Origin of the sequence: Klebsiella scottii (assembly GCF_036561945.1) — a bacterium.
GTDB classification, from domain to species: Bacteria; Pseudomonadota; Gammaproteobacteria; order Enterobacterales; family Enterobacteriaceae; genus Klebsiella; species Klebsiella scottii.
In genome coordinates this window covers 402,129-423,076 of record NZ_JARXNI010000020.1, presented here as the reverse complement: position 1 = coordinate 423,076, position 20,948 = coordinate 402,129, and the positions used below count along the sequence as shown (strand labels likewise).

17 protein-coding genes and 1 pseudogene are annotated in these 20,948 nt (G+C 59.4%); 5 read left to right on the top strand and 13 right to left on the bottom strand.

Annotated elements, in window-relative coordinates:
* Nucleotides 1-209: 209 nt before the first annotated feature.
* Both dld and QFI97_RS09750 read left to right on the top strand, forming a co-directional pair.
* A complete protein-coding gene (gene dld, locus QFI97_RS09755) occupies nt 210-1,946 on the top strand; it encodes a D-lactate dehydrogenase (protein WP_095100769.1) in 1,737 nt (578 codons plus the stop codon).
* Between the two features lie 153 nt (nt 1,947-2,099).
* Nucleotides 2,100-2,654 (top strand): GNAT family N-acetyltransferase, encoded by a 555-nt coding sequence (locus QFI97_RS09750; RefSeq protein ID WP_041146457.1) that lies wholly within the window; start codon nt 2,100-2,102, stop codon nt 2,652-2,654.
* Between the two features lie 104 nt (nt 2,655-2,758).
* On the opposite strand, the gene pbpG is transcribed toward QFI97_RS09750, so the two are convergent.
* Both pbpG and QFI97_RS09740 read right to left on the bottom strand, forming a co-directional pair.
* On the bottom strand, nt 2,759-3,706 hold the full coding sequence (gene pbpG / locus QFI97_RS09745) for a D-alanyl-D-alanine endopeptidase (RefSeq protein ID WP_095100767.1): 948 nt from the start codon (nt 3,704-3,706) through the stop codon (nt 2,759-2,761).
* A gap of 176 nt (nt 3,707-3,882) precedes the next feature.
* Nucleotides 3,883-4,470 (bottom strand): Yip1 family protein, encoded by a 588-nt coding sequence (locus tag QFI97_RS09740; RefSeq protein ID WP_045855849.1) that lies wholly within the window; start codon nt 4,468-4,470, stop codon nt 3,883-3,885.
* 239 nt (nt 4,471-4,709) lie between these two features.
* Here QFI97_RS09740 and QFI97_RS09735 point away from each other — a divergent pair, with 239 nt between their 5' ends.
* A complete protein-coding gene (locus QFI97_RS09735) occupies nt 4,710-5,279 on the top strand; it encodes a DedA family protein (RefSeq protein WP_095100766.1) in 570 nt (189 codons plus the stop codon).
* Nucleotides 5,280-5,319: 40 nt separating this feature from the next.
* Here the strand turns inward: QFI97_RS09735 and mdtQ are convergent, their stop codons facing one another.
* Nucleotides 5,320-6,759 (bottom strand): multidrug resistance outer membrane protein MdtQ, encoded by a 1,440-nt coding sequence (gene mdtQ / locus QFI97_RS09730; protein WP_346431017.1) that lies wholly within the window; start codon nt 6,757-6,759, stop codon nt 5,320-5,322.
* 125 nt (nt 6,760-6,884) lie between these two features.
* On the opposite strand from mdtQ, the gene QFI97_RS09725 reads away from it, so the two are divergent.
* On the top strand, nt 6,885-7,619 hold the full coding sequence (locus QFI97_RS09725) for a class I SAM-dependent methyltransferase (RefSeq protein WP_346431016.1): 735 nt from the start codon (nt 6,885-6,887) through the stop codon (nt 7,617-7,619).
* Between the two features lie 37 nt (nt 7,620-7,656).
* On the opposite strand, the gene QFI97_RS09720 is transcribed toward QFI97_RS09725, so the two are convergent.
* The 10 genes and pseudogenes from QFI97_RS09720 to mhbT form a co-directional block, all read right to left on the bottom strand.
* Nucleotides 7,657-9,051 (bottom strand): glycoside hydrolase family 1 protein, encoded by a 1,395-nt coding sequence (locus QFI97_RS09720; RefSeq protein WP_346431015.1) that lies wholly within the window; start codon nt 9,049-9,051, stop codon nt 7,657-7,659.
* 15 nt (nt 9,052-9,066) lie between these two features.
* A pseudogene (gene bglF, locus QFI97_RS09715) lies at nt 9,067-11,038 on the bottom strand (PTS beta-glucoside transporter subunit IIABC).
* Between the two features lie 32 nt (nt 11,039-11,070).
* Complete coding sequence (gene bglG, locus QFI97_RS09710; RefSeq protein WP_095100754.1) at nt 11,071-11,904, bottom strand: transcriptional antiterminator BglG; 834 nt, start codon at nt 11,902-11,904, stop codon at nt 11,071-11,073.
* A 177-nt stretch (nt 11,905-12,081) separates the two neighbouring features.
* Complete coding sequence (locus QFI97_RS09705) at nt 12,082-13,446, bottom strand: carbohydrate porin (RefSeq protein ID WP_095100751.1); 1,365 nt, start codon at nt 13,444-13,446, stop codon at nt 12,082-12,084.
* A gap of 357 nt (nt 13,447-13,803) precedes the next feature.
* The gene (gene dusC, locus QFI97_RS09700; protein WP_095101345.1) at nt 13,804-14,736 is read right to left on the bottom strand and encodes a tRNA dihydrouridine(16) synthase DusC; all 933 of its coding nucleotides are present in this window, start codon (nt 14,734-14,736) and stop codon (nt 13,804-13,806) included.
* A 120-nt stretch (nt 14,737-14,856) separates the two neighbouring features.
* Entirely contained in the window at nt 14,857-16,050 is a 1,194-nt protein-coding gene (locus QFI97_RS09695; RefSeq protein WP_346431014.1) for a 3-hydroxybenzoate 6-monooxygenase, read from the bottom strand.
* A 10-nt stretch (nt 16,051-16,060) separates the two neighbouring features.
* Nucleotides 16,061-16,705: a maleylacetoacetate isomerase gene (gene maiA / locus QFI97_RS09690; RefSeq protein ID WP_346431013.1), complete on the bottom strand. Its 645-nt coding sequence runs from the start codon at nt 16,703-16,705 to the stop codon at nt 16,061-16,063.
* Between the two features lie 8 nt (nt 16,706-16,713).
* Nucleotides 16,714-17,412, bottom strand: coding sequence for a fumarylacetoacetate hydrolase family protein (locus tag QFI97_RS09685; RefSeq protein ID WP_095100745.1), 699 nt, complete (start codon nt 17,410-17,412; stop codon nt 16,714-16,716).
* 16 nt (nt 17,413-17,428) lie between these two features.
* A complete protein-coding gene (gene gtdA, locus QFI97_RS09680; RefSeq protein ID WP_346431012.1) occupies nt 17,429-18,466 on the bottom strand; it encodes a gentisate 1,2-dioxygenase in 1,038 nt (345 codons plus the stop codon).
* 11 nt (nt 18,467-18,477) lie between these two features.
* Nucleotides 18,478-19,836 (bottom strand): 3-hydroxybenzoate transporter MhbT, encoded by a 1,359-nt coding sequence (gene mhbT / locus QFI97_RS09675; protein ID WP_346431011.1) that lies wholly within the window; start codon nt 19,834-19,836, stop codon nt 18,478-18,480.
* 126 nt (nt 19,837-19,962) lie between these two features.
* Here mhbT and QFI97_RS09670 point away from each other — a divergent pair, with 126 nt between their 5' ends.
* Entirely contained in the window at nt 19,963-20,874 is a 912-nt protein-coding gene (locus QFI97_RS09670; RefSeq protein ID WP_095100739.1) for a LysR substrate-binding domain-containing protein, read from the top strand.
* The last annotated feature ends 74 nt before the right edge of the window (nt 20,875-20,948 follow it).

The window sequence follows — 20,948 nt, the reverse complement described above, 5'->3', positions numbered from 1 at the left end:
GCGCCGGCCCGCACAGGGCGAGGCTGGCGGCGCGCGCAGCTTGTAAGACGACAAGTATAATAAAAACCGCAGTTTGCCATAAACATAGGCGAGACGCCTGTAGAAAGCTCGGCTTCTGCTCTGATTTTTCGAAACATTCATGCACCAAATTGTCATACAAAGCGCTATTCTTAGTGCAGAGTTTTTTGTCCCACCACAAGGAGTGGATCATGTCATCTGCAGCAACACCACATAACAACGCTTTTCTGACCGAGCTGGCGAGACTGGTTGGCTCCTCGCACCTGTTAACCGACCCGGCAAAAACCCAGCGCTATCGCAAAGGGTTTCGTTCCGGCCACGGCGATGCGCTGGCCGTGGTTTTTCCCGGAACGCTGCTGGAACTCTGGCGGGTGCTGAGCGCCTGCGTGGAAGCCGATAAAATTATTTTAATGCAGGCTGCGAATACCGGCCTCACCGAAGGCTCCACCCCGAACGGCAACGATTACGATCGCGACATCGTGATTATCAGCACCCTGCGCCTGGACAAGCTGCATCTGCTGGGTAAAGGCGAGCAGGTGCTGGCATTCCCGGGCACCACGCTCTATTCACTGGAGAAAGCGCTGAAGCCGTTTGGCCGCGAGCCGCACTCGGTGATTGGCTCCTCCTGCATCGGCGCATCGGTTATCGGCGGCATCTGCAATAACTCCGGCGGCTCGCTGGTCCAGCGCGGCCCGGCCTATACCGAGATGTCGCTGTTTGCGCAGATTGATGAGCAGGGCAAGCTGCGCCTCGTTAACCATCTGGGCATCGACCTCGGCAGCACCCCGGAGCAGATCCTCAGCAGCCTCGACGACGATCGAATTAAAGATGAAGACGTCCTTCACGACGGCCGCCACGCCCACGATCATGATTACGTCACCCGCGTACGCGACGTCACCGCCGACACGCCGGCGCGCTACAACGCCGACCCCGATCGCCTGTTTGAGTCTTCGGGCTGCGCCGGCAAGCTGGCGGTCTTTGCCGCCCGTCTGGACACCTTCCCGGCGGAAAAGCGCCAGCAGGTGTTTTACATCGGCAGCAACAGGCCTGAAGTGCTGACCGAAATCCGTCGTCATATTCTTGCTGAATTTAAAAATCTGCCGGTGGCGGGGGAATATATGCACCGCGATATCTACGATATCGCCGAGCGCTACGGCAAAGACACCTTCCTGATGATCGACAAGCTCGGCACCGACAAAATGCCGTTCTTCTTCACCATGAAGGGCCGCACCGATGCGCTTCTGGAGAAGGTATCGCTGTTTAAACCGCACTTCACCGACCGCTTTATGCAAAAGATCGGTCACGTTTTCCCGGCGCACCTGCCGGAGCGAATGAAAACCTGGCGCGATAAATATGAGCATCACCTGCTGCTGAAGATGGCGGGCGACGGCGTCGAGGAAGCCCAGGCGTGGCTGACGGAGTACTTTAAACAGGCCGAGGGCGATTTCTTTGTCTGTACGGCGGAAGAAGGCAGCAAGGCGTTCCTGCACCGCTTCGCCGCGGCGGGGGCCGCCATTCGCTACCAGGCCGTTCACGCCGACGAGGTGGAGGATATTCTGGCGCTGGATATCGCGCTGCGCCGCAACGACACCGAGTGGTTTGAGCATCTGCCGCCCGACATCGACGACCAGCTGGTCTATAAGCTCTACTACGGCCACTTTATGTGCCACGTCTTCCACCAGGATTACATCGTCAAGAAAGGCGTGGATGCCCACGAGCTGAAGGAGAAAATGCTGGCGCTGTTAAAAGAGCGCGGCGCGCAGTATCCCGCCGAGCACAACGTCGGGCATCTTTACGAAGCGCCGGAGAGCTTAAAGCAGTTCTACCGCCAGAACGATCCGACCAACAGCATGAACCCGGGGATCGGCAAAACCAGCAAGCAAAAATACTGGGGCGAGCGCCAGGAGAGCGACGGCAGCGCCTCGTAGGCGCAGCAGCAGAGGCCAACCGCCGAACCCATTCGGCTTATCCGTCGCCAGCGGGCGGGTGGGCCGAAGGGCTATTCATCTACCGGGGTTATGTATTACGCTGCATGCCGAAGAAAACGCGTCTCCGGTAAACCTGGCTTAAGGAGCCCCACCATGTCCGAAGCGGATATGTTACACAGCGCTGAATTAGAAATCCGCGAAGCCCTGCCCGATGATGCTCACGCCATCGCCGCGCTGTACGTCTGGCACGTGCTGAATGGGCGCGCCTCCTTTGAGGATATTCCCCCCACCGTCGACGAAATGCGCAAGCGGATTAAAACCGTACGCGACAACGGGCTGCCGTGGCTGGTAGCGCTGTGGCGTGGGAGCATTGTCGGCTACTGCTACGCCACCTTTTACCGCCCTCGCCCCGCCTATCGCTACACCCTCGAAGAGTCGATTTACGTCGAGTCGGGCATGGGCGGGCGCGGTATCGGCAGCGCCCTGCTGTCACAGTTGATCGCGAAGTGCGAACAGGGTCCGTGGCGGCAAATGCTGGCTATTATCGGCGACGGGCACAATAACGCCGGCTCGCTGGCGATCCACAAAAAATTTGGCTTTAGCGTGGCGGGCCAGCTGCGCAGCGTGGGCTACAAGATGGGCGACTGGCGGGATACCTTAATTATGCAGCGTCGGCTTGGCGACGGCGACCTGACGATCCCGGAGTAGCTTCTGGCGAAAACCGGGAGCGGCGCTTGCGCAGAGCGCGCAAAAGCGCCAGTCCGGGCAATTCCCCGAACTGGCCGCTTATTATGGCCGAGTTTGGGGGCCGATTAGTCGTTCTGCGCGGTCTGCGCGCCGCCTTTCAGCATCGCATCCGCCATCTGCGCTTCGCGCTGCTTTTTATAGCTCAGAGCAGAAGCCGGCACCGGCATCACCTTCCCGGTTTCAATCCACGTCCGCAGACGGCTGGCGTCGGCAAAGTGCGTATATTTGCCAAAGGCGTCCATCACCACCAGCGCCACCGGGCGCTGATTAATCACCGTGCGCATGATCAGGCAGTGGCCCGCGGCGTTGGTAAAGCCGGTTTTGGTCAGCTGAATATTCCAGTTATCGCGATACACCAGATGGTTGGTGTTGCGGAACGGCAGCGTGTAGGCCGGCTGGGCGAAAGTGGCCATATCCTCTTTGGTGGTGCTCAGCTGACCAATCAGCGGATACTGCTCGGTCGCAATCAGCAGCTTAGTCAGATCGCGCGCGGTCGAGACGTTATGGATCGACAGGCCGGTCGGCTCGACGTAGCGGGTATGGGTCATGCCCAGCGCCTGCGCCTTGGCGTTCATCGCGCGAATAAAGGCGTCATAGCCGCCGGGGTAATGGTGAGCGAGGCTCGCGGCGGCGCGGTTTTCCGAAGACATCAGCGCCAGCAGCAGCATGTTACGGCGGCTGATTTGGCTGTTCAGGCGCACGCGTGAATAGATGCCCTTCATTTCGGGGGTGTGGCTGATGTCCACGCTCAGCATCTCGTCCAGCGGCAGATGGGCATCAAGTACCACCATGGCGGTCATCACTTTGGTGATGGAGGCCATCGGGCGAACCAGATCCGGCTGGCTCTGGTAGACAATTTTTTTACTCGCAAGATCGACAATCATCGCGCTACCGGAAGCGATATCCGGCTGCATGGCGTGAACGGTCGCGGGGGTTTTTGCTATCGCCTGGGGCGCAAAAGGAACAGCCAGTAGCAAAGTCAGGCTGAGCAAAGAAACTCGAAATTTCGGCATGGTGAGCATTCTGAAAAGTATTTTTGCACGTTATACACGTACGCTGCGCCGCTGAATCAAAAACGACGCTGGCAAAAGCCATCATACCGCGCCACAGCCGCGCCTGGCTAATAAGAATAGTGAGCAAATGCTGCATTGCCAGCATAAAAATCCATTTATGCTGGCAATGTATGTTATTAGAAAAGCCGGTAACCGTAGCCCCAGAGGATAACGGTTATTGCCAGCAGCACTTCCAGCACCAGCACCCCGATTGCGAGGGTGGAGCTGGCAAAGCTTAGCCCCTCTTCACGATTAATACTCAGGAAGGTTGGGATCCCGAGATAGAGCAGATAGCCGGTGTAGAACAGCGCCACCGTGCCGACAAACGCGCATAGCCACACCAGCGGATAGAGCGCCACGATCCCGCTTAGAAACAGCGGCGTAGCGACATAGCCGGCAAACACCATGCAGCGTTTTAGCGAAGGTCGCTGCGGATAGCTTCTCGCCATCCACCAGATAACCCGCCCCATCACCGCCACCCCGGCCAGCATCACGGCATAAAACAGCACCGCGAGCGCCAGCCCGGTGAACAACGACGGTTTTATCACGGTGCCATCGCCGAAGTTCCAGCCCAGCTGCGTGGTACCAATAAACGCGCAGATAACCGGAACCGCCGCCATGATCAGCACGTGGTGCGTGTAGTGATGCGAAATCGTTTCGTTTTCGCTCTTGATAACGCTCATCTCTTGATTCGGATGAGAGAAAAGTCCCCAGACATGGTTCATAGCGTCCCCCTTGTCACGGCCTCGTACAGCAGTGATACAAGTATAATTCACCCTGAGAGATTATTTTGTGTACAGCGATAAAAAGGCACTTAACCTTATTTTAAGCGCCAGGGTGTATGCTTAGGCTTTAGGATAAATACGTCGCGTCATTCAGGATGGTTAAGACTGGCGGCCGGGTCTGGCACAGGCCACGCGCCAGCGTTAGCTGAAAAATGCCGCGCGGAGGGAGAATTTTTTGTATGGATATCAATAACCTGATTTCCCATTATGGTTACGCTGCGCTGGTCATCGGCAGCATAGCGGAAGGCGAAACTATCACCCTCCTTGGCGGAGTGGCCGCGCATCAGGGCTTATTGAAGTTTCCGCTGGTGGTCATCTCCGTAGCGCTTGGCGGGATGATCGGCGATCAGCTGCTGTATCTGCTGGGCAGGCGCTTTGGCGGCCGGCTGCTGCGACGCTTTTCCCGTCAGCAGGCGCGGATCCGTAAGGCGCAGCGCATGATCCAGCGCCGCCCCTATCTGTTCGTCATCGGGACGCGCTTTATGTACGGTTTTCGCATCATCGGGCCGCTGCTGATCGGCGCCAGCCGCCTGCCGCCGAAGGTCTTTCTGCCGCTCAATATCCTGGGAGCGATTGTCTGGGCGCTGCTATTTACCACGCTCGGCTATCTGGGGGGAGAAGCCATTGGCCCGTGGCTGCATCATCTTGACGGCCATCTCAAGCATGCGATCTGGCTGATCCTCGCGGTTGTGCTGGCGATCGCCGCGCACTGGTGGCTAAAGCGCCGCGAGGCGCAAAGGAAAGAGTAAGCGGCCACCCCGGCCAGCGTCGCCGCCGGGGAAAAGAGGATTACTTCGCGGCCTGGCGATAGCCGCCGCCCAGCGCGGAGGTCAGCTGAATGCTGGCGTCGAGCCACTGGCCGTGCAGGCGAAGCGCGGAAATCCGCTCTTCGAGCGCCGGCAGCTTCGCCATGCTCACTTTCGAACCCGGCAGAAGCCCGGCATTCATCCGCTCCTGCGCCAGATCCACCATCCGCCGGGCGTCTTTTTCGACCTGCTGCTGCTGCTGGTTTTTCTCCATCAGGGTCTCAACCTGGCTTGCCGCCTTCGCCACCTGGTTCACCGCGCCAACGACCGCTTTATTGTACTTTGCCACCGACAGCTTGTTCTGCTCGCTGACGATATCCAGGCTGGCGTTCAGGCGACCGCTATCAAAGATCGGCAGCGTCAGGCCCGCTGAGAGCCCCATCTGCTGCGCCGAATGGCGGAACAGATCGCTTAAGTGCAGGGCATCCTGCTGCAGGAAGCCCATCAGGTTAATATCCGGATAGAATGCCGCTTTCGCCGCATCCACCTCGCTTAAAGAGGCTTCGATATACCAGTGCGCCTCCTGCAGGTCCGGGCGGCGCGCCAGCAGCTCGTAGCCCAGCTCGCCCGGCATTTGCGTGCTGACGGCGGGCAAAGGGGCCGGGCGGAGGTTCAGCCCCTGGCTCTGGCCGTTGGTCAAGGCCATCAGACGCGCCTCAATCTCCTTCATGCTGCCGGCCACATCGGCCAGATGCTGATCGGTTTTACTGACGTTGATATCGTTCTGCGCCCCTTCGACCGAGTTGGTGATCCCGCGCTGGTACAGCGACCGATCGACGCTGACGATATTGTTCTGCTCATCCTTCAGCTGCCGCAGCACCTCCTTCACCGCCGCCTCGGTCTGCCACTGCCAGTAGAGCCGCGCCACGCTGCTGGCCAGCAGCTCCCGGGTTTGCGCCTGCTCGGCCATCTGAGCCTTCACTTCGCCGATGCGGGCCTTTACCAGCGCGCGATTTTTACCCCACAGATCCAGATCCCAGCCCGCCGTCAGGCCGAAGGTGCCGTTGGTGTACCACGGACCGGTATTGCCATCGGTATCGGTAGCAAAAGGGCCCATCAGCCCCTCTGAGGACATTTTCTGCCGCTCAACGTTGGCGGAAAAGTCCATCTCCGGGCCAAGGTTGGCCTGCGACATACGCGCCTGAGCTTCCGCCAGCCTGATGCGCCGATCGGCTATTTGCATATCCGGCGCGTTGGCTAAGGCTCGCTGAATCAGGCCGTTCAGCTGCGGATCGCGGTAATCCTGCCACCAGTTCTCCTGCGGCCAGCCGTTTTTCACGCTGGCAGGCAGCTCCGTAGCCACATGGGATGCAGGAGCCTGCTGCTGCTGCGGGGCGCCGGTATCGTGTGACGGCGCGCAGCCAGCCAGCGCAATGACCAGGGGCAGCCCGGCGAGGACGCGTTTGCTCGGATTCAGGTTCATGAGATAGGTCAGATGACTTAATAGGGTCGGTTATAATAAGTTAATCGCCCTCGCGCCGTTAAGTAAAGCGTGTGGCCAGCCAAATCAGATGGTTAAAAATAGATAAATGAATTCACGGAGTGAACATGAGCCAGAATATTTACGACGATCCGCGCTTTTTCGCCGGATACGCGACCCTCGACCGTTCGGTAAAGGGCCTTGACGGCGCGCCCGAGTGGGCCGCCATTCAGCAGATGCTGCCGCCTTTATCCGGCCTGCGGGTCGTCGATCTCGGCTGCGGCTACGGCTGGTTCTGCCGCTGGGCTCGCGATCGCGGGGCGGCTCAGGTGAGCGGACTGGATCTATCCAACCGCATGCTCGACCGCGCGCGCGAAATGAGCGTGGGTCAGGATATTGACTACCGCTGCGCCGATCTGCAAACGCTGACGCTGCCCGCCAACAGCTGCGAACTGGTCTATAGCTCGCTGGCCCTGCACTATCTTCCGGAGGTGGCCCCGCTGTTCGCCACCGTTTATCAGGCGTTAACCGCCGGCGGCACGCTGGTGTTTTCCGCCGAACATCCGGTCTATACCGCGCCGCTGCGTCAGGGCTGGCAGGAAGATGCCGATGGGCAAAAAAGCTGGCCGGTCAGCCACTATCAGCAGGAGGGTGAGCGCATCAGCAACTGGTTTGCCGATGGGGTAAAAAAACAGCACCGCAAGCTCGCCAGCTGGATAAACCTGCTGATTGCCGCCGGCTTCGTGATTGAGCATCTCGACGAGTGGGGGCCGACGGCGGAGCAAATTGCCGCCCAGCCGGGCCTCGATGAAGAAAAAGAACGGCCGATGATCTTTTTACTGCGCGCGCGTAAACCGGCGTAACCGGCAGGCGGCCCGGCGCGTGCGGGCCGCGAGCGGCTTACTCTTTCAAACTACCGCCGTTGCTGGCAATGACCTCTTTGTACCAGTAAAAGCTCTTCTTCCTGCTGCGCGCCAGCGTCCCCTTTCCCTGGTCGTCACGATCGACGTAAATAAAACCGTAGCGCTTGGAGAGCTCGGCCTTCGAGGCGCTCACCAGGTCGATTGGCCCCCAGCTGGTGTAGCCCATCAGCTCGACGCCGTCGTCGATAGCCTCCCGCACCTGCAGGAGATGATCGTTCAGGTAGGCGATCCGGTAGTCATCATTAATGCTGCCGTCGGCTTCAACCTTATCTTTCGCGCCGAGGCCATTTTCAACGATAAACAGCGGCTTTTGATAGCGATCCCACAGGACGTTAAGCAGCGTACGCAGGCCCAGCGGGTCGATTTGCCAGCCCCACTCCGAGCTCGCCAGGTGCGGGTTGGGCACCATGCTGAGAATGTTGCCGCGCGCCTTTTTATTCAGCTCTTCATCGGCGGTCACGCAGCCGGTCATATAGTAGCTAAAGGAGATAAAATCGACGGTCTCTTTCAGCGCCGCGCGGTCGGCGTCGGTTATCTCAAGGCTGATATCCTGCTCGCGGAAATAGCGCAGCATATAGCCCGGATAGGCGCCACGGCACTGCACGTCGCCGAAGAACTGCCAGCTGCGGTTCTGCTGCAGGGTTTCAAAGATATCTTCAGGACGGCAGCTGAGCGGATACATCAGGCCGCCGAGCAGCATATTGCCGATCTTCCCGTCTTCGACTATCTCGTGGCAGGCCTTAACCGCCAGCGCGCTTGCTACCAGCTGATGATGTATCGCCTGGTAGACCGCCGCTTTGCTGCTGCCTTCCGGCAGGCCGACCCCGGTCATCGGCGCATGCAGGGACATGTTGATTTCGTTAAAGGTTAGCCACAGCTTGACCTTATGCTGATAGCGGGAAAACACCGTGCGCGCATAGCGCTCAAAGAAGCCGATAACCTCGCGGCCGCCCCAGCCGCCGTAGTTTTTCACCAGCGCCCACGGCATTTCGTAATGCGACAGCGTCACCAGCGGAGTGATGTTGTGCTGCGCCAGCTCATCAAACAACCGGTCATAGAAGGCCAGTCCGGCTTCGTTCGCTTCGCTATCATCGCCGTTGGGGAAAATACGCGTCCAGGCAATCGACACCCGCAGGCAGTTAAAGCCCATCTCCGCGAACAGGCTGATATCTTCCGGGTAGCGGTGGTAGAAATCGATGGCGATATCTTTGATGCCGCTGTCGCCGGCAGCGCGCTCAACCACGTCGCCGAATACGCCGTGCGGCTGGACATCTGACGTGGATAACCCTTTCCCCTCTTCCAGATACGCCCCTTCCACCTGGTTTGCCGCGGTCGCGCCGCCCCATAAAAACGTTTTTGGGAATGTCTTCATCTCTCTCTCCTGTGATTAATGGCTGACGGACAGCAGCGGCTGGCCCGCGTCAACCACGCTGCCAGATACAATATCAACGCTGCGATAGCCGTCGCTGTTACTGATAATTATCGGGGTAGCCAGGTCATAGCCGGCATCCAGAATCGCCTGGCGATCGAACTCAAGCAGCAGGTCGCCGGCCTTCACCTTATCCCCTTCTTTCACGTGGGCGGTAAAGGGCGCGCCGTTAAGCTTAACGGTGTCGATACCGACATGGATCAGCAGCTCAATTCCGCCGTCGCTGAGTAAGCCAATCGCGTGTTTGGTCTGAAATAAAGAGGCCACTTCGCCAGAGAACGGGGCGATGACCTTGCCGGTGGCGGGAATAATCGCCACCCCCTGCCCCAGCAGGCCGCTGGCGAAGGTGCCGTCGGGAACCTGATCCAGCGCCAGAACGCTGCCGGACATCGGCGCCAGAATATCGTTTTCGCCTGCCGGAGCGGTGACGACAGCGGCCTGCTCCTCGCGACTCTTCGGCAGCCCGGCGACAAAGGTCAGCGCGCAGGAGATAACCAGCGCGGCAACCATACCGATCGCGCCGCCCCACAGGGTGGCGTCAATGCCCTGCGGCGGGATCATCTGCGCAAGGGTGAAAATGTTGGCAAAGCCGAAGGAGTAAACGTGGCTGTCGCTGAAACCGACAATCGCCCCGCCGATCGCCCCGGCCACGCAGCCGAAGATAAACGGGCGACGCAGCGGCAGGTTCAGGCCATAGATCGCCGGTTCGGTGATGCCAAAAATCCCCGCGGAGATAGCCGACCCGGCCAATACTTTTTGCCGCGCATCGCGGGTGCGCAGGAAAATCCCCAACGCAGCCCCCACCTGCCCCATCACCGCCGGCAGCAGCATCGGCATCATCGAATCCTGGCCGAGCACCGTCAGGTTGTTGATCATCAGCGGGATCAGCCCCCAGTGCAGACCAAAGATCACGCACACCTGCCACAGCGCGCCCATTGCGGCTCCTGCCAGCCACGGCGCAACCGCGTAGATAATCTGGTAACCGTGGGCCAGCAGCTGGCTCAGCCAGGTGGCAACCGGGCCGATAGCCAGGAAGGTGAGCGGCACCACCACCGCCAGGCAAATGGCCGGTGTGAAGAAGTTTTTCATCGATGACGGCAGCACCGCGTTACTGCGTCGCTCCAGCCAGCAGCTGGCCCACGAGGCGAGAATTATCGGAATAACCGACGAGCTGTAGTTGATAAAGGTCACCGGTATGCCGAGGAAATGCGCCGTGCCGGCCCCCGACGCCTGGCTGGCGTCAAAAGCCTGAATCATGAGCGGGTGGGTTAACGCCCCGCCGATAACCATAGTGATAAACGGATTGCCGCCAAATTTTTTACCGGCGGTATAGCCTAAAAAGAGCGGGAAGAAGAAGAACAGCGCGTCGCTGGCGGCAAACCAGATCTGATACGTTGCCTGCTGCGGAGTCAGCCAGCCGCACACGACCGCCAGCGCCAGCATCCCCTTGAGGATCCCCGACGCCGCCAGGACGCCGATAAACGGAGTGAAGATGCCGGACACCACATCAATAACCTGGCCGAGAATCGAGGTTTTTTCCCCTGTTTCCGCCACCGGCTCGCTATCGTCGGTCAGCCCGGCTTCGCTGCGAACCGCCTGCCAGACGTCGTGGACATGATTGCCGATCACCACCTGAAACTGACCGCCGCTTTCGACCACCATAATGACGCCCGGATTCATCTTCAGCCCTTCCGCGTCCGCTTTTTTATTCTCTTTAAGCTTAAAGCGCAGCCGTGTAGCGCAGTGAACCAGACTCACTATATTCGCTTTGCCACCAACCCGGCTAAGAATATCCTGCGCGAGTGCTTTATATTCCATGCTGTTTTCCTTGACTTCAGCTGCCCTCAGGCAGCCCGTGACTGAGTGTTAAAATAAAAAAAACCCGAGAACAACGCCGGATGGCGTCGCGCTCAGGTTTTGCCTGCGTTATGCAGTAACAATCCAATTTTTGGTCGCTGGGGGCTAACGCCCCTCTTTTCTTACCCGTTCAATATGAATGGCAAGAAACATAATCTCTTCCGTCGTCAGCTGCCGCTGATAGCTTTTCTGCAGATGTCGGGCCACGGTTTCCGCACACTTCCACGCCCTGGCGTAGTTGTCCTTCACCGCGCTGTGCAGCGTCACGTCATCATCTTCCACCACCGTGCGGGTCAGCATCCGCTGGGCGAAAAACTTCAGATGGGTGACAAAGCGCTGGTAGCTTAACGACTCTTCGTCATAATTCAGCTGCAGCTGATACTTCACCAGCTGCAGAATTTCCTGCATCACCCGGGTGACGTGCATCACTTCCGGCATTTCGCTGTTGAGCTGGGCGGTGACCAGATGCAGGGCTATAAACCCGGCCTCGTCTTCGGCCAGCTCGACGCCGAGCCGCCGGGCAATAATCGCCCGCGCCTCCTGCCCCAGCTCAAACTCTTTCGGATACAGCCGCTTAATTTCCCACAGCAGGACGTTGCGGATGGTCACGCCGTTTTTCTGCCGTTCAATGGCGAAGTGGCAGTGATCGGTCAGGGTGATATACAGGCTCTCCTGCAGTTTGCCCAGCCGCCCGCGCGCCAGCTCAATAATTCGGTCGCAGGTGGTCATCACTTCCAGCGGTATCTGACTGAGCAACTCTCCTAAACGGCCGACCAGCTCATCGCTCTGCAGCGCGAAGACCTTTTCAATTTTACTTTCATCCAGCGAGTCACCGACGCGTTTCTGAAAGGCGAGCCCTCGCCCCATCACCACCTGCTCGCGCTGCTGCTCGTCGAGAATAACCACCACATTGTTATTAAGAACTTTGGCGATTTGCATATGAACCCCGGAAACAAAAAAACCTGACTCCCGACAGATGCCAGGAAATCAGGTTTTGCCTGCCTAAGCAGTAGCAATCCAACTCCCGCACTGTAGCAACTTCTTTCTTTGTCTCAACTGCCCAGGCGGAAAAACGTGATACAGATCGCGACTAATAGCGTATCGCCGCGGCGTTTTTTAGAAGGTCACCACCGTTTTCCACTCCACCACCCACGCATCCTGGGTCTCGGCGACGCCGCCGGGACGGTGCCAGTACTGCAGGCCGGGCTGCAGCTCAAGCCAGGAAACCGGGCGGAAGCGGTAATAGAGTTCGGCGTTCAGCGAATGTCCGGCAACCGGCTGATAGCTGGCATCATAGTAGTCCGTGGCGCCGCTGATTTGGTTCATATAGCGCTGATTGCGCGCGTAGCTATCGCTCATATCCATCCAGGTCAGGCCAAAGCCGATCCAGTCCGCCGGTCGGGCGTCAAACAGGCCGCGATAGCGCATCGAGGCGGCCACGGCGGTATGGATGTAGTTGCTACGCTGGTCGCTATAGCTGCCGCTCAGCGACAGGCTCATCCCGCGGTCAGGATCGTCGGCGTGCCGGGTTACCTGTTGGTTCATGCCGCCATACAGGAACCAGGTCCGGTTATGCTGCGCGTAGCCTTCGGGGTCCGTCGCGCCGGGGCCGCCGGATTTCCCGTAATATAAATCGCTCTGCGGCGCGTTGGTGAACAGCACGCCGAGGTTATACGCGCCCGACAGGCCGTTAATCGTCGGACGAGCCTCAATCTCCAGCGGCAGCAGCACGCCTTTACTGCCCTTCGTAGACCAGCTCCACGCATGGCTACGGGAAGCGGCCTGCGGGTTCTGCTCCATCACTCCCCCTTTCAGGGTGAGCGTCGGCATCAGCTTATATTCGAAGGTGGTCCCCCAGGTATGCACGTTCCAGTTATTCCACGTCAGCGAGTTGGCGGATTTACCGCCGCACTGCGAGAGCAGCTGGAAGTCGCAGGGAATGATCTGATCGAACGTTTGCACTTTGTTCATCATGCCAATTCGCCAGGTCAGGCGCCGGTCGTCAAAGCTGCGGGCAAAGGTTAGCCAGCCGAGGCGGGTAATGGACTGCCCGCCCCAGCTCTCCTGGGAGAGATCGTTAAAGTTAACCCGCGGATCCTGCAGCCGTTTGGTGGTCAGATTATCGTTGTGGTTGCGGTTCACGATATTACCTTCGATGCGCGCGTCCGGGATCCCGGTCCAGCGCTCAAGATCCTGGTTAAAGGTCAGCGCAACCTGGTCGATATAGGCCAGATGCTTATCATGGTTATAGCCGCCGCCGGCGTTATAGCCCATTTCATTGAGATAACCGAGGTTATAATTAAACCCACGATCCTCAAGTATCGGGCGAATCCCAAACATATCACCGAGCAGGCCTTTTTGCGGGCTTTCAAAACCTAATACGGTACCGTTCCACGGCGGCGTTTCGGCAGCCAACGCCGCCGGCGTCAATAGTGAAAATGCCAGTAAAGATAGCAGGCGATTTATTTTTTGGTCATTCATAGATATATCCAACCTGACTGAGTAGGAGTAATAGCTGTCCGCAGGCAATAACTTTGCCCGTTTTTATTTTATTTTTTTATTTTTGAAGAAAGGAGCGTTGTCGGTCATTAAACCGCTTAGCCGCATCGCACCTTTACTTACAACTCATTGTTTTATTTAATAATTAAACTCCCCATAAATTGAAGGCAAAAAAAAACCTAAGCACTCCCCACCACGGATGGCGGAAGTGCTTAGGTTTTGCCTGTAATCAGTAGCAACCCTGAATATTAGAACTGCACACTATCACTCTCTTTATGAAATTCCCATCAGCAGAAACTTCCTGAGTAATAATTTGTGAGCGAATTAACAATCCTGAGATTAATAACGGGCAATAGCGGCGGCAATCTCAGCAGAGGTTTTTAGGGTGCGAATCTCATTAAATACCTCCAGCGCTTCAGTATATTCTTTACGTAAATAGCTGAGCCACTGCTTGATACGCGCCACGTGATACAGGCCGGTATCGCCCTGCTTTTCCAGACGGGTATATTTCTGGAGCAGCAGCACGACCTGCGGCCACGGCATCCGCGGTTCGTTGTATTTTATCACCCGGCTCAAATTCGGCACGTTAAGCGCTCCCCGGCCAATCATCACCGAGTCGCAGCCGGTGGCCGCCAGGCACTCCTGCGCGCTTTGCCAGTCCCAGATTTCGCCGTTGGCCACCACCGGGATCGTCAGGCGGCGGCGGATTTCGCCGATCGCCTGCCAGTTGATGCTCTCCGCCTTATAGCCCTCTTCTTTGGTTCGCCCGTGAACCACCAGCTCGCTGGCTCCCGCCTGCTGCACGGCATCGGCAATTTCAAACCGCCGCCCGGAGCTGTCCCAGCCGAGGCGCACTTTTACCGTCACCGGCAGGTGGTCAGGTACCGCTTCACGCATTGCCTTCGCGCCGCGATAAATCAGCTCCGGGTCCTTCAGCAGCGTCGCGCCGCCGCCGCTGCCGTTAACCAGCTTTGACGGGCAGCCGCAGTTCAGGTCAACGCCCCACGAGCCGAGCTCCACCGCCCGGGCGGCGTTCTCCGCCAGCCACTGCGGATATTGTCCGAGCAGCTGCACGCGCACGCGGGTTCCGGAAGGCGTCCGGCTGTGGTGATGCAGCTCCGGGCAGAGCCTGTAAAACGATTTTGCCGGCAGCAGCTGGTCCACCACGCGCAAAAACTCGGTGATGCAAAGATCGTAATCGTTGACTTCGGTCAGCAGCTCGCGCACCAGCGAATCGAGCACGCCTTCCATCGGCGCCAGTAATACCCGCATATTGTTATTCATTGCCCGGAAAAAAAGAGGCGCTATGTTAGCGCCTCTACGTGCCGGTTGAAAGGGCCCCGTGCGGGTTTTCCCGCCCCTCGTTGCGCAGGCTACGGCCCGCGGCCTGCGCTAGCGCGGCTGCAGGCAGTTATCCTCCTTCCAGCCGTACAGCCACTCGATGCCGCGATAGAACTCAGCCTGGGTTTTGCCCTTCCACAGCAGGTTGCGTACCTGGCGCTCGACGCCTGCGGCATGGTAGATCCGCCCCATTTCGCGGGTTGACCAGACGATGCGCGCGGTGCGCGGAATTCGAACCGACTCATACAGCGCAAACGCGCGGGCGGCATCGCCGTCGCAGTGCGCCAGCGCCTTGCCAAGCGTGACCGCATCCTCCAGCGCCATGCAGGCGCCCTGGGCCATATACTGCGCCACCGGATGGGCCGCGTCGCCTACCAGGATGATACGTTCATTGCCCCATTTATCGACCGGCTCGCGATCGGCGGTGGACCAGCGGCGCCACGACGTGGGTTTGTCCAGCATCTGCCTCGGGCGCGGATGGATCCCCTGAAAATAGGAGAGCACCTCCTCTTTGCTGCCGTCGCGTACGCCCCACTCCTCCTCCTGGCGGCTGTGGAACGTCACCACCAGGTTGTACTGTTTGCCGCCGCGCAGCGGGTAGTGCACCAGATGGCAGTGCGGCCCGGCCCACAGCACCGGCGCGTTGATCCGCAAATCATCCGGCATATCCGCCGCTTCAACCACCGCCCGGTAAACCACGTGGCCGGTGACCCGCGGCGCATCATCCAGCAGGCTCTGGCGGACCACCGACTTCACGCCGTCGCAGCCAATCAGGATATCCGCACTCCAGCCGTTGCCGCGATCGTCAAATACCGTCACCTCGTCGGCGCTCTGGCGGATATCGACCACCTGCGTTGAGGTGCGGTACTCCACGTCGGGATGGGTTAACGCCGCTTCCCAGACGGTGGCATGAATATCTGCCCGATGGATAACCGCGTAGGGGCCGCCAAAATGATCGCGGAAAGCCTGCCCGGTTTTAATCTGCACCACCTCTTCGCCATTCACCGCATCCATCATGGTGATGTGATCGGTGAAGACGGCGCGCTGGCGGGCTATTTCGCCCACGCCCAGGCTATCCAGCGCAGAAAAGGCGTTGGGGCCAAGCTGGATGCCGGCGCCAATTTCGCCGATTTCATGGGCCTTCTCCAGCAGCATCACCTTGATGCCCTGGCGCGCCAGCGAGAGCGCGGTCGCCGCGCCGCCAATTCCGCCACCGACAATGATTGCTCGCGTTACTTTCGCCATACTCAGCCCCCTAGGCCGGAATTTTGTCTTGTTGATTTTCCGGCGCGGCGGCGATAAACGCCGGAAGCCGGGTACAGGCGTCATAGACCGCCTGGCAGCGCGGATAGTGGCTCAGATCGCAGCCCATGCGCTGGGCGTTGGCCCACTGCGGCACCAGGCAGCAGTCGGCCAGCGTCGGCGTCTCGCCTACGCAAAAGGCGCCGGATCGGGAGTGCCGCAGCAGCAGCTCCACCGCGCTGAGCCCCTGCTGGACCCAGTGCGCATACCAGCGCTGTTTGTCCTCTTCGCTCACCTTCAGCTCATCGCTAAGGTAGCGCAAAACGCGCATGTTATTAATCGGATGAATATCGCAGGCGATAGCGTAGACGATCTCCAGCACCCGCATCCGCGCGGGGTCCTGCAGGGGCAACAGCGGCGCCTGCGGATAGCGCCGGTCGAGCCAGTCGGCGATCGCCAGCGACTGGCCCAGGGATTCGCCCTCGTCGGTCATCAGCGTAGGCACCAGCCCCACCGGATTCAGCCGTCGGTATTCGAGGGCGTTTTGCTGGCCGATACGAATATTGACGCCCACGCTCTGGTAGTCGATCCCCTTCAGCGCCAGGGCGATACGCACCCGGTATGAAGCGGAGCTATTGAAAAAACTGTACAGCTTCATCACTCACCTCATACCACGCGGACGGCAATGGGCGTCAGTCCATCCACGCCGCCGCTAATCACATCCCCTTTGACCACCGCGCCAACGCCTTCCGGGGTGCCGGTGAAGATCAGGTCGCCGGGCTGCAGTTCGAAAAAGCCTGACAGGTAGCTGATGGTTTCGTTAACCGACCAGATCAGATGGCGAATGTCGCTACGCTGGTGGTCTTCACCGTTCACCTGCAGCCAAATCTCCGCCTGATTGACCGCCACGCTATCCGCTTTGTGCAGCGGCGCCACCGGCGCGGAAAGATCGAACGCCTTGCCGATTTCCCACGGACGCCCCATCTGGCGCATTTCCATCTGGCGGTCGCGGCGGGTCATATCAAGGCCGGTCGCGTAGCCCCAGATATATTCATGGGCCTGCTCCAGCGGAATATCGCTGCCGCGCTTGCCGATCGCCACCACCAGCTCGATTTCGTAGTGGTAGTTATCCGTTTGCGGCGGATACGCTAAATCGAGGGTTTCGCCTGCGGCCACCGCAACCACCGCATCGGCCGGTTTGCAGAAGAAAAACGGCGGCTCACGGTCCGGGTCGAAGCCCATTTCACGCGCGTGAGCGGCATAGTTACGCCCCACGCAGTAGACGCGGCGCACGGGGAACAGCTCATCGCTGCCGACAACGGGAACGGTGACCGGGGCCTGGGGGGCAAAAACGTATTGAGTCATGATCGAGTCCTTATGATTAGTCGCGCGCTTCGCGGAACAGGCCGAGGGTTTCCTGAACCGGGCGATCCGAGAAGCTGAATAACACCGTCTCCTGCGTTGCGCTGAAAGAGACGCCGTGCCAGGTCGGCACCACGAAGATATCTTTCGCCTGGAAGCTGAAGGTTTGCCCGCCGACGGTGACCCGCCCGCTCCCCTCGACGACGTGGTAGATAGTGCTGTCGGTGGTTTTCGCGGTCCGCGAGCTAAAGCCTTTGGGCAGCAGCTGCAGGAAAGCGCCCACTGACGGCATCGGGTAGCCGCCGGTGACCGGGTTGACGTAGCGCATTTTGTAGCCATCCCACTCGTCGGCAGCGCCCATTTTTGTCAATTCATGCAGCGCATCGCGGCTGCGGTCATAGCGATAGTTAAAGATCGGCGAGGAGTTGCCCACCTGGTGGCGCAGCGGCAGCATATTGGCGGCGTAGCGCGGCAGATAGTCGCCCTCTTTGCGGGTGACCGGCTGCTGATCCTCAGGGTAATCTTCGGCAAACCCGCAGCCCAGATAGTTCACCAGCGGCAAATCGAGGCCATCGAGCCAGATAACCGGCTCATCTCCCGGATTGCCGTGATCGTGCCAGCGCCACTGCGGGGTGAGAATAAAGTCGCCGGGGCGCATCGCCGTCCGCTCGCCGTCAACGGCGGTAAAGGCCCCTTCGCCTTCCACGACGAAACGCAGCGCCGACTGATTATGTCGATGGCTCGGCGCCACCTCGCCGGGCATGATCAGCTGCAAACCCGCATACAGCGAGGAGGTGATTGAGGAGTGGCCGCGCAGGGCCGGGTTCTCCAGCACCAGCACCCGACGCACCGCTTCTTTAGCGCCAATCAGCCGGCCGCTTTCCAGCAGCAGCGGGCGAATTTCCTGATAATTCCAGTAGGCCGGCGCGCAGTTGGCGTTCGGCGTTTTCGGCACCAGATGATGCAGCGACTCCCACAAAGGCGTCAGGTTCTGGCCCGAAATATGCTCGTAAAACTGCTGGCGACCGGCGGAAGCTTCCGCAGCGTGCTGAGACATGGTTGTTCTCCTTATTTATTCGCGATGCCCGCGGAGGGCAGCGCGTCGGGTACGGTAACGGGGGTGCGGACGACCAGCGTCAGCAAAATCAGCATCCCTGCGCTAATCGCGGCCGGAACGGCGATGACGAAAAACAGGGTGTCGAATGAGAAGTTCATGGCCATCATCATGCCGCCGGAGAGGGAGCCGACAATGGCTCCGCAGCGGCCAACGGCGTTTGACCAGCTGACGCCGGTGGCGCGGCTCTGGGTCGGATAGAGCGTGGCGGTCAGCGCGTTGAGCCCAACCTGTGAACCGCTGACGCCAATCCCGGTGCCGAAAATGGCCAGCGCCATCAGCCACAGGCCATTCTCGCTAAGGCCGATCATCACGATACAGGCCGCGCCCAGGCAGTAGCTCAGAGCCAGCACCCGATACGGATTGAAGCGATCCATCAGCACGCCGAGCAGAAGCGCGCCGAAGGTGCCGCCAATCTGGAAAGCGGCGGTGACCCATGAGGCATGCTGCAGGTCGATGCCGCGATGGTTGAGCAGCGTCGGCATCCAGCTGGAAAGCAGGTAGATAATCAGCAGGCTCATAAAGAACACCACCCACAGCATCAGGGTAATGGGCAGCTGGCGGCCAACGAACAGCTGGCCGATGCTGCCTTTGGCGCCGGTGGCCGGTTCATCCAGCCAGAAATGGGTGTGCTCATAGCGCTCGCCGGTAATGGCGCCGACGGTCTTCGCAATCACCGGCTGCGGCAGCCGGCGGCGAATCTGCCAGCGCGGGGATTCCGGAAGCACCGCCAGCAGCACCGCGGCCAGCAGCAGAGGCAGAACGCCGCCTAGCGCCAGGATGCCGTGCCAGCCAATCTGCGCCACCAGCTGGGCGCTGACCACGCCGCCTAATGCCGAACCGAGGGTAAAGCCGCAAAACATCAGGGTCACCAGCGCGCCGCGCCGCCGGGAGGGCAGATACTCCGAGGTCATGGTAATGGTGTTCGGCATCGCCCCGCCGAGGCCGAGGCCGGTGAGGAAGCGCAGAACAACCAGCGTCTCAAGGTCGGGGGAAAAGGCCGAAAGCAGGCTAAACAGGCCAAATAGCGCGACGCAGAACTCAATGACCCGCTTGCGCCCGAAGCGGTCGGAAAGCGGACCGCACAGCAGAGCGCCGGCGGTTAAGCCCAGCAGACCGGCGCCAAACAGCGGCGCGAGCTCGCTGGCGCTGAGCTGCCAGTGGGCGCGAATATCGGGGGCGATAAAACCAATGGCGGCGGTATCAAAACCGTCGAGCATGACCACCAGAAAACAGCAGATAATCACGCGCCACTGCCGGGCACCTATCGGAGCGGCGTCCAGCAGCGTTTGCAATTCACGTCGTTGAGTCATCGTTATGCCTCAGTGTAGGGAGGAGGAGATGTTGTATTTATTTCTTTTATGTTGCGATTTTGTAACCAAGGCGATGAAATGTACAATGGTATCTCGGGCACAGACATAACCTGGAGGTTATAGCTAATGGCAAACTGGGCGCAAAAACTGAAGCTGCATCATCTGCAAATGCTGGTGGCGCTCGGCGAGCAGGGCAACCTGACGCAGGTGGCCAAAATGATGAATATTACCCAGCCCGCGCTCTCGAAATGGCTGACTCAGTTTGAAGAAGAGGTCGGCATGCTGCTGTTCGAACGCCATAGCAAAGGCCTACGCCCTTCCGAAGGCGGCAAGCTGCTGCTGCAGCACGCCCAGCGCCTGATCAACGATATGTCCCGCTCGCAGTATGAGATCGAGCGCTTTAAACAGGGCGGGCTGGTGGGCAGCCTGATGATCGGCTGTTCGCCGGTAGCCACCGACTGCGTTGCGCTGGCCATTCTCTCGCTGCTCAAGGAGATGCCGAGCCTGCATCTGAACATTGAGGAAAAGGTGATGACTCCCCTGCTTCACGATCTGCTCTCCGGGGTGGTGGACGTCGTGGTGGGACGGGTGGGCGGACGGGCGCTGGAGCTGCCGCTTAACTATCGGGTGCTGTACACCGAGCCGGTGTGCTTCGTCGCCCGCCCCGATCACCCGCTGGCGCAGATGCCGAGCCTCGGCTGGGCCGACCTCGCCCACTGGCGCTGGATAGTCTGGCCAACCGGCACGCCGATCCGCCTGAGCATTGACAACGCCCTGGTCGATAACGGCGTTATGCTGCCGGAAAATACCATCGAGTCGGCGTCGATGAACGTCACCAGCAATCTGCTGCAAAGCAGCGATATGATCTCTATTCTTTCCTTACGCCTGGCGCAGCGCTTTGCCGAACAGCAGCAGCTGGCGATTCTTAATTTGCCGCGCATCGAACAAAAAGGTAGCGTCGGGGTATTCTGGCGAAAAAGTGAAACGCCATCGCTTGCCCTCAGCCGGTTTCTTGATTATTTATCGCAGGAGTCGTAGCCGTGACGCTGCCCGCGCGCAGGGTTCCATTGCTCTATTCCAGCTATGCGTATAATTCATGTTGTGACCGGTAG